The sequence below is a fragment of the Arthrobacter sp. Y3221048 genome (genome assembly GCF_059092685.1).
In genome coordinates, this window is the sequence record NZ_JBNHHX010000002.1 from 392407 (window position 1) to 405359 (window position 12953).

The window sequence follows — 12953 nt, forward strand, 5'->3', positions numbered from 1 at the left end:
TAAGTGGATACGAAAAGTAGCCGAATCCATACTAAAGCTACACAGTTTCTTCACGCAGAGCCGCCCGCGCTGTGCAGGGCGGCGGGCAACGGCGCCGCCGCCGACCGCCGACCGCCGACCAAGGATTCGAGGGAGACACCATGACCATCTCAACCGGTAACCCGATCGAGGGATCGATGTCCGACCCGTCCGGCCGCACCGGCATGGATGATCCGGTCACCGCCGAGGCCTACATGCTGCCCTCCGGGCAGCCCGTGCAGTTGGTGGATCCCGACGGCCGGCACGTGCACAACGACAAGTACCCGCTGCCCGACGGCGAAGCCCTGCTGGGCGCCTACCGCGAACTGGTGGTCGGCCGCCGCGTCAACGACCAGGCCAACGCCCTGGTCCGCCAGGGCAGGCTGGCCGTCTACCCGTCATCGCACGGCCAGGAAGCCTGCCAGGTGGCGGCCGCCCTGTGCCTGGGCCGGGACGATTGGCTGTTCCCGACGTACCGCGACACGGTCGCCGTGATCGCCAAGGGCGTCGACCCCGTGCAGACCCTGACCCTGCTGCAGGGCGACTGGCACGGCGGCTACGACCCCTACGAGCACAAGGTGTCGATCCAGGCCACACCGCTGGCCACCCAGCTGCTGCACGCCGTCGGCGTTGCCCACGCCGCCAAACTCAAGGGCGAGGACACCGTCGTCGTCGCGCTCTGCGGAGACGGGGCCACCAGCGAGGGTGACTTCCACGAGGCACTGAACTTCGCCGCCGTGTTCCACCTCCCGGTCGTGTTCTTCGTGCAGAACAACCAGTACGCCATCTCCGTCCCGCTGAACAAGCAAACGGTGGCGCCGTCGCTGGCGCACAAGGCCATCGGCTACGGCATGCCGGGCGAGCGGGTGGACGGCAACGACACTGCCGCGTTGCTGGCCGTGCTCGGCAAGGCCGTGACCCGCGCCCGCGAAGGCGGCGGCCCCGCCCTGGTGGAGGCGCACACCTACCGGATGCAGTCGCACACCAACGCCGACGACGCCACCCGCTACCGCACCGAGGATGAAGTGGCCGAGTGGGCGCCGAAGGACCCGCTGGTGCGCCTGCGGACCTACCTCAAGGAGCTGAACGTCCTGGACGAGGCGCTGGAAGAGGAGATCGCCGGGCGGGCCGAAACCGTGGCCGCGCAGATGCGCGACGGCCTCAACGCCGAGACCGAGGTGGACCCGGAGGACCTGTTCCGCTTCGTCTACACCGAAAAGACCAGCCAGCTGCGCGAGCAGGCCGCCATGCTCCGCGACGAGCTCTCGCGCGAGTCGGCCTGAGCGCCGCCGCCGACTAAAAGGACACACCATGAGCACAACAATGACGTTCGCCAAGGCGCTGAACACGGCCCTGGCCGACGAGATGGAAGCCGACCGTTCCGTCGTCGTCTTCGGTGAAGACGTGGGCCCGCTGGGCGGCGTTTTCCGCATCACCGACGGCCTCACCAAGCGGTTCGGCGAGGAACGCTGCTTCGACACCCCGCTGGCCGAATCCGGCATCATGGGCATGGCGATCGGCATGGCGATGAACGGCCTCCGCCCGGTGGTGGAGATGCAGTTCGATGCCTTCGCCTACCCGGCGTTCGAGCAGGTGGTCTCGCACGTGGCCAAGATGCCCAACCGGACCCGCGGCAGGGTCAAGCTGCCGATGGTCATCCGGATTCCGTACGCCGGCGGCATCGGGGGAGTGGAGCACCACTGCGACTCTTCGGAGTCCTACTACGCGCACACGCCGGGCCTGACCGTGGTGGCGCCGGCCACCGTGGAGGACGCCTACACCATGCTCCGCGAGGCCATCCGCTTCCCGGATCCGGTGGTGTTCCTGGAGCCGAAGAAGCTCTACTTCTCGAAGGAGCAGCTGGACCTCGAAGCGCTGCAGTCGCAGTGGGCCGCCCCCGAGATCGTGCAGGGATCCGGGGCCGGGCAGGCTGGCACCGCCGGGTCCGGCATCGGCCGCGCCGTCGTCGCCCGCGAGGGAACCGACGCCACGCTGATCACGTACGGTCCGTCCGTCCCCACCGTCATGCAGGCCGCCGCGGCCGCCGCCGAGGAGGGGCGCTCGCTGGAGGTGATCGACATCCGGTCGATCGTGCCGTTCGACGATGAAACCGTGATGGCGTCGGTGCGCAAAACCGGCCGCGCCGTGGTCGTCGCGGAAGCCCCCGGCTTCGCGTCCGTCGCCTCCGAGATCGTGGCGCGGGTGCAGGAGCGCTGCTTCCACTCGCTGGCCGCGCCGGTGCGGCGCGTGACCGGTTTCGATATTCCGTATCCCGCGCCAAAGCTGGAGCGGCACTACCTGCCCAGCGTGGACCGCATCCTGGACGCGGTGGATGAACTTCAGTGGGAGGACGCGTAGCCATGTCGCGACAGGTATTCAAACTGCCCGACCTCGGCGAAGGCCTGACCGAGGCCGAACTGGTCAACTGGCTGGTCAAGGTGGGCGACGAGATCCGCGTGGACCAGCCGGTGGCCGAAGTGGAGACCGCCAAGTCCATGGTGGAAGTGCCCAGCCCGTTCGCGGGGACCGTCGCGGTGCTGCACGGGGCCGCCGGCGACACCCTGGACGTGGGCAAGCCCCTCATCTCCGTGGACGCGCCGGGCTACGTGCACGACGACGGCGGCCCGGCTGCCGCTGGGCCCGCGCCGCAGGCACCCCGGGCGGGGGAGGCTGCCGCCGCGGTCGCGGCGGGAGATGCTCCGGACCCGGACCGCGCGAGGGCAGGCGCCGCCCATCCCGCCGGCGAGGCCTACCGGAACGAGGAGCGGGCCGGAATCCAGGAGCCCTCGGAGTCCGGGTCGGGCAACGTGCTGATCGGCTACGGCACACCCGGCGGGTCGGCGGGGTCCAAGCGCACCCGCAAGCCGAAGACCGGCCGCGTTGCCGCGGCCACCTTCCCGCCCCCGCCGGCGGTTGCGGCCGTCCCGGCGGCCGCACCTGCGGCGGCTGCGCCCGTGGCCGCCCCGGCGACGGCGGAAACGCGGGAGGAATCCGCGCCCGGCGGCAGTGGCCGGGCCCCGCTGGTCATCTCGCCCCTGGTCCGCAAGCTGGCCCGCGACGCCGGCCTCCGCTTGACCGACATCACCGGCACCGGCGCAGACGGCATGGTGTTGCGCAAGGACGTGGAGGCCGCGCTGGCCGGCGCCCCGGCCCCCGCGAACGAGGCGGCCAATGCCGCGGCCCCCGCCAGCGGGGTGGCAGGCGACCGCGCTGAGGTTCGCGCGGCGGCTGCCGCCGGCACCGACGCCCGTACCGGCCTGGGCATCGCCACCCGCACACCGATGAAGGGCGTGCGGAAGACCGTGGCCCAGGCGATGTCCCGCAGCCGCAGCGAGATCCCCGAGGCCACCGTGTGGGTGGATGTGGACGCCACCGCCCTGCTGCAGATGCGCGCCGACCTCAAGCGCCGCGATCCGGAGAACACGCCCGGGCTGCTGGCCTTCATCGCCCGGTTCGTGCTGGCCGGGCTGGCCAAATATCCGGAGTTGAACACCCGGGTGGAAGGCGAAGAGATCGTCGGCTTCGACGGCGTCAACCTGGGCTTCGCCGCCCAGACCGACCGCGGGCTGATGGTGCCGAGTGTGCGCAACGCCGACCGGCTCAGCGCCCGCCAGCTGGACACCGAGATCAGGCGGCTCACCGCCGTCGCCCGCGACGGCAAGGCCACGCCGGCCGAGCTGACCAGCGGAACCTTCACGCTGAACAACTACGGCGTGTTCGGTGTGGACGGCAGCGCCGCGATCATCAACTACCCCGAGGTGGCGATCCTCGGCGTCGGCCGGATCATCGACAAGCCGTGGGTGGTGGACGGGCAGCTGGCCGTCCGGAAGGTCACCGAACTGGTGCTGGCCTTCGACCACCGCGTCTGCGACGGCGGCACCGCCGGCGGGTTCCTGCGCTACGTCGCGGACGCCATCGAAAACCCCGCCAGCGTCCTCGCCGACCTGTAGCGTCTCCCCGCCGGCCGGCGCCCGAACCGGCCGGCGGGAGTCCGGGGTTGGCCTTTGGCCGAGGCGCACGGCGGCGCCCGAACCGGCCGCCGGGAGTCGGGTCCGGCCTGCGGACGGCCCGAAATTTTCTCCTAGCTGGCCCGTCCCGGCGGCGCTACCCTTAGGGCATGGTCACTCTGCCAGAGACGTACAAAAAGTACCTCTCCCGCTTGTCTGCACACCATGCCGAGGCGCTGCGGCCGGCCTTCCTCGAGTCGGCTGCCGAAGGGGAACACGGCGTGTTGGTCCGTGGCATGGGCTCCAAGCATGTGCAGGCGTACGTCGACGACTCCGTGCCGTTCGGCGAGGTGCGCGAGGTGCTTCGCTCCGTCCACGAAGCCTGAGCGCGGGACGCTCGACAGTAGACCGCCGCCGGTGGCCGCGGTCTGGTGGCCGGGTGTGTCGACGGGCGGGCACGGTACCGTAGCAGGATCAGGCTGCGCCGTCCGCGCGGCCGGGGTTCGACGCGATGGAGGGTGACGGCCGGATGAGTGATGCCGCCCGATCAGTGGACAAGGCCAACGAGCCGGCGGACAAGTCAGGCGAGCCGGCGGAATGCGAGCAGGTGGCACCCGGCAACTACGTGATCAGGACGCGGGAGTACCTGCTGAACTCCGGGCTCGTCGTCGGCAGGAAGAAGGCCCTGGTGGTGGATACCGGTGCCGGGCCGCGACAGGCGCGGCGGATTTACGCGGCCGTACGCGCGTTGACCAAGCTGCCGCTCGTCGTCGTCAACACGCATTTCCACTACGACCACGTCTTTGGCAACGCCTACTTCGCGGCCCAGGGCGTGCAGGACTTTTACGCGCACCGCAATTGCGCGCACGACATGGCCGAATACGGCGTGCTCCAGCGTGAGGCAGTCGGGGCGACGGAACCGGAAATGGCGGCCGCCGACGGGGAGCATATCGGGATCAAGATGCCTAACAAGCTGGTGGATGCGGAGACCACCGTCGATCTTGGCGAAGTCAGCGTCAAACTCTTCCATCTGGGCCGCGGCCACACCGACGGCGACCTGCTGGTCGGTTCGCCCACCACGCTTTTTGCCGGCGATTTGGTGGAGCAAGGCGCCCCGCCCGCCTTCGAAGATTCCTACCCGCGCGACTGGGTGGAAACGCTGCGCCGGATTTCCGGGTTGCGGCACGAGTACGATGTGCTGGTGCCCGGCCACGGCCAGACCGTCAGCGACGCCTTCGTGAAGAACATGTGCGAGACCATGACCCTGGCCGTCCGGATGGGCGAACAGGCCAACCGCGACACTCCCGCAGACTCCACCAAGGCCATCCCCATCCTGCCCTACGGCCCCGCGCAGTCCCGCGCCCTGCTGCAGCGCCTCACCGCCACCCGGTAAGCGGCGGCGGGGTGTGCGGCGTCGGAGAGTTATGGGGCGTCAGTCCAGGTCAAGCCGCATGAGCACGCGGGGGAACCCGTTCAGCACCGAGTCGGTGTCTGCCGCCTTCGTGAAGCCGGCCTGTTCGAAGAGCTTTCGGGTGCCGACGTAGGCCATGGTCAAGTCGACCTTCTGGCCCTCGTTGTCGACCGGGTAGCCCTCGACGGCGGGGGCACCATGCCCGCGTGCGAGGTCGACGGCGCCCGCGAGCAGGTGGTGCGAGATCCCCTTGCCACGATGCCCCGGCCGCACCCGGATGCACCACGCCGACCATACGTCGACGTCGTCCACGTGCGGAATCTTTCGGTTGCGCGCAAACGCCGTGTCGGCGCGGGGATGCACGGCGGCCCAGCCGACCACCTCGTCGCCGTCGTAGGCGAGCACCCCGGGCGGCGGGTCCTGTCCGCACAAGCGCTCGACGAGGGCCCCTCGATCCTGCCCCCGCAACGAGGCGTTGTCTTTCGACGGAAGGCGATAGCTGAGGCACCAACAGACGTTCGCATCGGCGCGCTTGGGCCCCAGCACGGTCTTCACATCGCCGAACACCGTTGCCGGACGCACCTCGATGGCCATGGGATCACCCTGCCACCACCATCCGACGCTGGCAATGCTCCGGGCCGCGCCGCGTCTACCGTTCCCGCCGGCGACTCAATGGCGGCGCGACTGGAGGCCGAACAGCCAGGTCAGCAGGGCGCTGAGCAGCATGCCGGTGCCGGTGATCAGGCCCATGCCGGCCCAGAAGAACAACGGGAGCCTGCCGGTGCCGGGGACAGGTGCCGCGCCGGCCTGTTGCGCGAGCAGGTAGAGTCCCGCGGCGGCGGCGATACCCAGCACGGCCAGCAGCCAGCACAGCCGGGGCCACCAGGCGGACGCCGCCCAGAAGCTGCCGTAGCCGGACCAAATGTTCCAGTCGCTGCCGCGCCGCAGCACGATCGGGCCGGCGGCCAGCACCCAAAAGCCGGCCACCAAAAAAGCGGCCACGACGTCCGCCGGGCGGTGCCAGCCGTTGATCAGGGTAGCGGCACCCGCCAACACGGCATACAAACCGCCCGCGGCCGCAGCGAACGGCCGCCACCGGGGCGAGACAACCAGGAAGATGGCCAGGGCGGCAGCCGTCGCGATGGTGGTGTGCCCCGACGGCAGCGAATTGTGTTCCAGCGTGGGCACGCCGCGGTCGGGCCGGTCGAGAATGAGGTTCTTCAGGATCCACGTGGTCGCCGCCGACGCCGCGACCACCGCCACGCCGACCACGGCCGGCCCCCACCGTCGTCGTACCAAGGCTGCCACCAGCAACACGACGGCCGCCACGGCGACGGAGATATCCGGCAGCAGGTCCAGGAAGTCCAGGAAAACGCCGCGGCCCAGCCGCCAGCCGGAGTCCGCTTCCGCCCAGGCCGATTCGTCGGCGAACTGCCCGGTGGTCGTGCGGACGAAAGCGTAGTAGTTCAGCACAAAGGCTCCCGCGCACAGCAGTGCTCCCAGCCAGAACAGGCCGGGAGCGTGCGCGGCCGGACGGCTGGACGCGGGCCGGGAACGGACACGGGAACGCTGCGGAGTCATCGGTTCTAGGGTCGCACACAATGCTGACAGCTTCCGGGAAGGGTGGCCGGCCGTACAGTTGGAGTTGATGACACCGCACCAGATTCCCGATGTTCCCGGGCTTTCCGACCGGCCGGAGCTCCCCGACCTCGCCGACCTGCTGGCCACCGCGCGCGTGGTGTCGCTGCCGATGAAGGTCCGCTTCCGCGGGGTGATGCACCGTGAGGTGCTGCTGTTTGAGGGCCCGGCGGGCTGGGCGGAGTTCTCGCCCTTTCTCGAGTACGACGACGCCGAAGCCGCCGCGTGGCTGGCGGCCGCGGTGGAGGCGGGCTGGCGGGGTTTCCCGGACTCGGTCCGGGACAGCGTCCCCGTCAACGCCACGGTGCCCGCGGTGGCGCCGGCGGAGGTACCCGGCGTGCTGGCCCGTTACGACGGTGCGCAGACGGTGAAGATCAAGGTTGCCGAGACCGGTCAAGGCATCGACCAGGACGTGGCCCGCGTTGCGGCCGTGCGTGCCGCAGCCCCGCACGCTGCCCTGAGGGTGGATGCCAACGGCGGCTGGGATGTTCCCCCGGCTGTGGAGGCGTTGACCCGGCTGGCCGGGTACTCGTTGGAGTACGCCGAGCAGCCGGTCGCCGACATCGCCGGGCTGCGGGCCGTGCGGACCGAACTGCGTCGGCGCGGCATCTCCACCCCAATCGCGGCGGACGAAAGCGTGCGCAAGGCCGCCGACCCCTTGCGCGTGGCCCGCGAAGACGCCGCCGACCTGATCGTGGTCAAGGTGCAGCCCCTCGGGGGCGTGCGGCGGGCGCTTGAGATCGTCGCCCAAGCCGGGCTCCCCGCCGTCGTCAGTTCCGCCCTGGACTCCTCCGTGGGAATCCGTGCCGGCGTGGCCTTGGCGGCGGCGCTACCGGAACTTCCGTATGCCTGCGGGTTGGCGACGGTGTCCCTGATGGACGCCGACGTGGCGGCGGAACCTCTGGTGCCGGTCGCCGGCCGCCTCCCGGTGCGCGACGTGGTGCCCGACGCGGACCTGCTGGATCGTCTTGCTGCGCCCGAGGACCGGCGGCAGTGGTGGCTGGAACGGCTGGCGCGGACGCACCGGCTGCTGGCGCGGTGACGTAGGGACGGGGGAACGGCTGGCGCGGACGCACCGGCTGCTGGGGCCGTGAAGTAGGGGCGGGGGAGCGCCAGTGCCGTGGGCACACGCCTAAGGGGTCGCTGGAGCGGTGACGTGCCTATGCTCGGGACGTTTGCCGACGTGTGCGGACGTGTGCCGACGTGTGCCGACGCGTGCGGACGTGTGCGGACGTGTGCGGACGTGTGCCGCGGGGCCCTGCGCGGCGCAGCCCCAGATCAATCTCAGGGGCCGCGGCCCGTTTCCACACGCCAGGCCGCTCCAGGTCGAATGCGTGGCTTAATCGTCCGGTGAGCGCAGTCTGGACGTGCCCATTCCGTGCACTGTTGGCGTCAGGACGAGCCCCTCAAACTGTCCGAGGCGGCCGGTAGCGTGAGGATATGGACGGCGAGGGCGGCGAGCTTCGGTTGCCGGTTCCGGGACAGGGACTGGTGATGTACCTTGGTGTGCCCTCGCGTCCGGACAGTTCCCTGCTGGAAGCGCTGCTGCAGCAGGTGGTGGCAGAGGCGCTGCTGCGACGTTATGGCATCGGGCCTGATGGCGGTGGACTCTTTCCGGCGGCCGCTGACCTTGGTGCCGGTGCCGCTGGCGCCGGTGGCGGCGCCAGCTCTGCAGGGATTTCTTCCCCGACCGAAGCCGCCGGCGGCGAGCCTCCCATGCCCGAGGACGCCGGATCAGCTCAGGGATTGGGCGCCGGGCTGCCATCGGCCGGGACCGGGGAGGACGGTGTAGGCCTTCCGCTGGTGCCGGAGGGCACCGTGGGCGAGCCGGTGGTCCCCGAGGGTGGCGTGGGCGTGCCTGCCGTGCTGGCTGGCCTGTTGGCGGTGGTGGAGCCGGCGGATCTGGATGACGTACAGACCATGGACTATCTTTTGGCCGCGGCGCGGGTGGAGGCGTGGGTGCAGTCCTGCCAGGTCAAGGCGTTGGGCCGCTTCGCCCGGCTTCGTCCCGGCGTTGGCGCCGACTGCGACCCGGAAGGCTTTTCCCGCTTCGCGCCGCAGGAGATCTCGGCGCATCTATGCACGGGGGACGCCGCGGCGCGGGCCATGCTGGCCGATGCCCGGCACATCTGCTCGCACCTGCCTGGCACTCTCGCGGCGATGGGCCGCGGTGACCTGGACTTGCCGCGCGCGAAAGCGCTGGCCCGCGGCTCCGCCGCCCTCCCGGCGGAATGCCTGCAGGACTTCGAAGCCGCTGTGCTGCCGGGCGCCGGGGACGTCACGCTGGACTCGGTGAGATCGCGGGCCCGGCGGATGCGGGACCGCCTGCACCCGGAGTCCTTGGCGGAGCGGCACCGGCGGGCGAACGAGTCCCGGGACGTGCAACTGACGGACCAGGACGACGGGATGGCCGAACTGTGGATCCGGACCAGCGCGGATAAAGCGCACCTGGTCTTCGACCGGATCCAGGCCACGGCCCGCTCCCTCCAAGGCCCCGGCGAGGCCAGGACCCTGCCGCAGCTGCGCGCCGACGTGTTCACCGACCTGCTGCTGGCCGACGGCACTGGCCTGGCTGACGCCGCGAACACCGCGGCAGCGGACGAAACGGTACCGGCAGCGCCGGCACCGGCACACGCATTTGCCCGCAGCGACAGCGAAAGCTTCGCTGGAGGCATGTCCGGGGACGGCACTGTTGCGGTTCCAAGGCCGGCACCGGCCGGCGGCGACGATGGTCGGTCCGCACCCGCCTGCGGCGGCAGTGGCCGGGCCGCACCTGTCTGCGGCGGCGCGGGGCCGGGGATGCTGGTCACGATGCCCTTGACTACGCTGCTGGGACTCAGCGAGGAGCCCGGGGACCTGGGCGGGCACGGACGCATTCCCCCGGAGATGGGACGGCGGCTGGCCCAGTTGGCGAAATCCTGGTTGCTGGTGCTCACCGACGACCATGGTCAGGCGATCGCGGCCGCCCGGAAACTGCGGATTCCGCCCGAATGGCTCAAACGCCTGGTCCGTGTCCGGGACCGGCACTGCCGCTTCCCCGGGTGCCGCCGCGCGGCCAGGTATTGCGAGATCGACCATGTCCTCGCGTGGGACGACGGCGGTCCGACCGTGCTGGAGAACCTGCAGTGCCTGTGCAGCGCGCATCATGCGGCGAAGACCGGCGGGCATGTCCGGGCCGCTGCCGGGCCAGGCGGCGAGATCAGGTGGACCACGCGCACCGGCCACCGCAAGACCACCCGTCCGGACGAGGGCTGGGACACCATCCTGCCCCGACCGAAGGAAACGGAAGCCGCCGCCAACGGCGGCAGCGAAAGCGGAAACAACACCAACGGCGGCAGCGAAAGCGGAAACAACACCAACGGCGGCAGCGGAAGCGTATACAGCTCCGACGGCGCCGCAGATGCGGCCGGAGAGGCCGCCGGCGGCGGAGCCATCACCGGCGGGTCGGGGGATCGGAAGCCCCACCGTACGTTGGGCGGCATCGAACTGCCCGACGACGGGGACACCGATCTGAATGCGCCGCCCCCATTCTGAACCGGCGCTGCGTTGCACCTGAACGCTTCTCCGGTGGCCCTTCGGCAGCCGGCAACGGTGTCGCTGGTCCGGGAATGCTGGTCACGACCACGCTGCTGGGATGCACCAGGAGTCCGGGGTCCTTGCCGGGCACGGGCCGATTCCACCGGATGGAGCCCTGGAAAACTCGAAGCCTCGCCATGAAAACCTGAAGCCTCCCCGCCACGGAACCGCCCGGCAAGGTGTTTTGCCTGCCGTTGGCCGAAAATTCACCACTGCTCGGCCTGTCGGTCGAATTCGAGCAGCACACTGGAGGACGATCCGACAGTTCAATGCAGAAGGTGAAAACGTGACCGAAACCAAGAAGCGCTACCTGCCGATGCTGGGCCATGTGTCCGGAAAACGCAGCGCCGTGACCTGCGCCCTCAAGTGCGACAACGCCTGTGCCAAGGGCGTCTGCAACACCTCGGACAATAACTACTTCCGGGACATCGTCTCCGCCGAATACTCCCGCCGCCGGATGATGGGGTTGGGCGGCGCCGGCGCGCTGGCGCTGATGTTCGGCGGCGGGGCGGCCGCGGAGGCACAGGTTGGGCTGGCCCCGGCCGCCAAGACCGGGCGCGGGCCGGGCAACCCAAGCAAGCTCAAGTTCGACGGCATCCAGGCCGTGCCGAACAACGTGGACGACGTCGTGGTGCCCAAGGGCTACAACTGGGATCCGGTGATCCGCTGGGGCGATCCCCTGTTCCACGACACCCCGGAGTTCGATCCGGAGAACCAGACCAAGAAGTCCCAGTCGGGCCAGTTCGGCTACAACAACGACTACCTGGACATCATCGAGATCCCGGGCAGCAATGGCAAGCGTGCCGTCCTGTTCGCCAACCACGAGTACACCAACGAGGGCATCATGTTCCCGCCGGACATGCCCGTCGAGCGCCAGCGCGAGGTAGCCATGGCCGCGCACGGCCTGTCCGTGGTGGAGCTGGAGCGCAAGGGCAAGGGCCAGCCGTGGACCTACGTCCGGGGCGCCAGGCTGAACCGCCGGTTCCTGATGGACACAGAATACGAACTCACCGGGCCGGCCGCCGGCTCCGACCTGCTGAAGACGCAGGCCGATCCCACCGGCCGCATCGTGCTGGGCACGCAGAACAACTGCGCCGGCGGCACCACCCCGTGGGGGACCGTGCTCTCGGGCGAAGAGAACTTCAACCAGTACTTCAAGGTGTCGGCGCCGACCGCCGAGCAGCGCCGCTACGGCCTGACCAGCGCCAACCCGTCGCGCGGCTGGCACATACCGGAACCGCGCTTCGACACCGACCGGCCCGAGGGCAAGAACGAAGACAACCGGTTCGGCTGGATCGTGGAGGTGGACCCGTTCGATCCCGCCTCCACCCCGCGCAAGCACACCGCCCTGGGACGGTTCAAGCACGAGGGCGCCAACGTGACCATCGCCGCCTCCGGCCACGCGGTGTCCTACTCCGGCGACGACGAGCGCTTCGACTACCTGTACAAGTTCGTCTCCAAGGGCACCTACCGCGAGGGCGACAAGAAGCACAACATGACCCTGCTGACCGAGGGTGACCTCTATGTGGCCAGCTTCAAGGGCAATTCCCCGCAAAACCAGATCGACGGCTCCGGCGTGCTGCCCTCCGACGGCGCGTTCGACGGCACCGGCCACTGGATCCAGCTGACCCGCGACGGCGAGTCGCTGGTGCCGGGCATGCGGATCGACCAGGTGCTGGTGTACACCCGGCTCGCCGCCGACGCCATGGGTGCCACCAAGATGGACCGCCCGGAGGACGTGGAGATCAACCCGGCGACCGGCAAGATCTACATGGCCTGCACCAACAACACCGCCCGGACCCGCGCGCAGGTGAACGAGCCGAACCCCCGGGCCAACAACCGCCACGGCCACATCGTCGAAATGACCGAGACCGGTGACCAGACCTCCACCGAGTTCACCTGGCAGCTGATCCTGGTGGCGGGCGATCCGGCAGTGGACGATTCGGTCTACTTCAGCGGCTACCCGGCGGACCAGGTGCAGCCGATCTCCTGCCCGGACAACCTGGCCTTCGATTCGGCCGGAAACCTGTGGGTCTCCACCGATGGGCAGCCCGGCACCATCCAGCGCAACGACGCACTCTTCCGCGTCACGCTGGAAGGACAGGAACGCGGCAAGGTGGAGCAGTTCATGGCCGTTCCGATCGATGCCGAGACCTGCGGCCCGCTGATCCACGACGACGACGGCCTGGTGTTCGTCGCCGTCCAGCACCCGGGCGAGGACGGCAGCTGGGGTGCCCAGCGCTCGCTGTTCCCGGACTACGTCGGGGACGGGCGCCGCGCCAAGCGGGGCGACGCCGCGCTGCCCAGACCGGCCGTGATCCAGATGTTCAAGGGCAAGAACGGGCACATCAAGCGCTAGTCGG

The 12953-nt window shown here is 70.0% G+C and carries 10 protein-coding genes; 8 read left to right on the forward strand and 2 right to left on the reverse strand.

The window, feature by feature from the left end; genetic code table 11:
- The first annotated feature begins 140 nt into the window (after positions 1-140).
- The 5 genes from pdhA (at position 141) to AC5RVS_RS06490 (ending at position 5358) form a co-directional block, all read left to right on the forward strand.
- Positions 141-1301 (forward strand): pyruvate dehydrogenase (acetyl-transferring) E1 component subunit alpha, encoded by a 1161-nt coding sequence (pdhA, locus tag AC5RVS_RS06470; RefSeq protein ID WP_494107567.1) that lies wholly within the window; start codon positions 141-143, stop codon positions 1299-1301.
- 28 nt (positions 1302-1329) lie between these two features.
- Positions 1330-2376, forward strand: coding sequence for an alpha-ketoacid dehydrogenase subunit beta (locus AC5RVS_RS06475; RefSeq protein WP_493989479.1), 1047 nt, complete (start codon positions 1330-1332; stop codon positions 2374-2376).
- Positions 2377-2378: 2 nt separating this feature from the next.
- On the forward strand, positions 2379-3968 hold the full coding sequence (locus tag AC5RVS_RS06480; RefSeq protein ID WP_494107568.1) for a dihydrolipoamide acetyltransferase family protein: 1590 nt from the start codon (positions 2379-2381) through the stop codon (positions 3966-3968).
- Between the two features lie 167 nt (positions 3969-4135).
- Positions 4136-4351 carry a hypothetical protein gene (locus AC5RVS_RS06485; protein WP_494107569.1) on the forward strand — a complete coding sequence of 72 codons (216 nt, stop codon included), beginning with the start codon at positions 4136-4138 and terminating at the stop codon, positions 4349-4351.
- A gap of 143 nt (positions 4352-4494) precedes the next feature.
- The gene (locus AC5RVS_RS06490; protein ID WP_494107570.1) at positions 4495-5358 is read left to right on the forward strand and encodes an MBL fold metallo-hydrolase; all 864 of its coding nucleotides are present in this window, start codon (positions 4495-4497) and stop codon (positions 5356-5358) included.
- Positions 5359-5397: 39 nt separating this feature from the next.
- On the opposite strand, the gene AC5RVS_RS06495 is transcribed toward AC5RVS_RS06490, so the two are convergent.
- A complete protein-coding gene (locus tag AC5RVS_RS06495) occupies positions 5398-5970 on the reverse strand; it encodes a GNAT family N-acetyltransferase (protein ID WP_493989476.1) in 573 nt (190 codons plus the stop codon).
- A 75-nt stretch (positions 5971-6045) separates the two neighbouring features.
- Positions 6046-6957 (reverse strand): phosphatase PAP2 family protein, encoded by a 912-nt coding sequence (locus tag AC5RVS_RS06500; protein ID WP_494107571.1) that lies wholly within the window; start codon positions 6955-6957, stop codon positions 6046-6048.
- 67 nt (positions 6958-7024) lie between these two features.
- On the opposite strand from AC5RVS_RS06500, the gene AC5RVS_RS06505 reads away from it, so the two are divergent.
- The 3 genes from AC5RVS_RS06505 to AC5RVS_RS06515 all read left to right on the forward strand — a co-directional run bounded on the left by AC5RVS_RS06505 (position 7025) and on the right by AC5RVS_RS06515 (position 12949).
- Positions 7025-8056, forward strand: a complete 1032-nt coding sequence (locus tag AC5RVS_RS06505) for an o-succinylbenzoate synthase (protein WP_494107572.1) — start codon at positions 7025-7027, stop codon at positions 8054-8056.
- Between the two features lie 398 nt (positions 8057-8454).
- Complete coding sequence (locus AC5RVS_RS06510) at positions 8455-10548, forward strand: HNH endonuclease signature motif containing protein (protein ID WP_494107573.1); 2094 nt, start codon at positions 8455-8457, stop codon at positions 10546-10548.
- A 328-nt stretch (positions 10549-10876) separates the two neighbouring features.
- The gene (locus AC5RVS_RS06515) at positions 10877-12949 is read left to right on the forward strand and encodes a PhoX family protein (protein WP_494107574.1); all 2073 of its coding nucleotides are present in this window, start codon (positions 10877-10879) and stop codon (positions 12947-12949) included.
- Positions 12950-12953: the final 4 nt, after the last annotated feature.

Coding starts and splice junctions, on each gene's coding strand:
- AC5RVS_RS06500 (WP_494107571.1), bottom strand. CDS start 6,957: ATGACTCCGCAGCGTTCCCGTGTCCGTTCCCGGCCCGCGTCCAGCCGT.
- AC5RVS_RS06490 (WP_494107570.1), top strand. CDS start 4,495: ATGAGTGATGCCGCCCGATCAGTGGACAAGGCCAACGAGCCGGCGGAC.
- AC5RVS_RS06480 (WP_494107568.1), top strand. CDS start 2,379: ATGTCGCGACAGGTATTCAAACTGCCCGACCTCGGCGAAGGCCTGACC.
- AC5RVS_RS06510 (WP_494107573.1), top strand. CDS start 8,455: ATGGACGGCGAGGGCGGCGAGCTTCGGTTGCCGGTTCCGGGACAGGGA.
- AC5RVS_RS06495 (WP_493989476.1), bottom strand. CDS start 5,970: ATGGCCATCGAGGTGCGTCCGGCAACGGTGTTCGGCGATGTGAAGACC.
- AC5RVS_RS06505 (WP_494107572.1), top strand. CDS start 7,025: ATGACACCGCACCAGATTCCCGATGTTCCCGGGCTTTCCGACCGGCCG.
- pdhA (WP_494107567.1), top strand. CDS start 141: ATGACCATCTCAACCGGTAACCCGATCGAGGGATCGATGTCCGACCCG.
- AC5RVS_RS06485 (WP_494107569.1), top strand. CDS start 4,136: ATGGTCACTCTGCCAGAGACGTACAAAAAGTACCTCTCCCGCTTGTCT.
- AC5RVS_RS06475 (WP_493989479.1), top strand. CDS start 1,330: ATGAGCACAACAATGACGTTCGCCAAGGCGCTGAACACGGCCCTGGCC.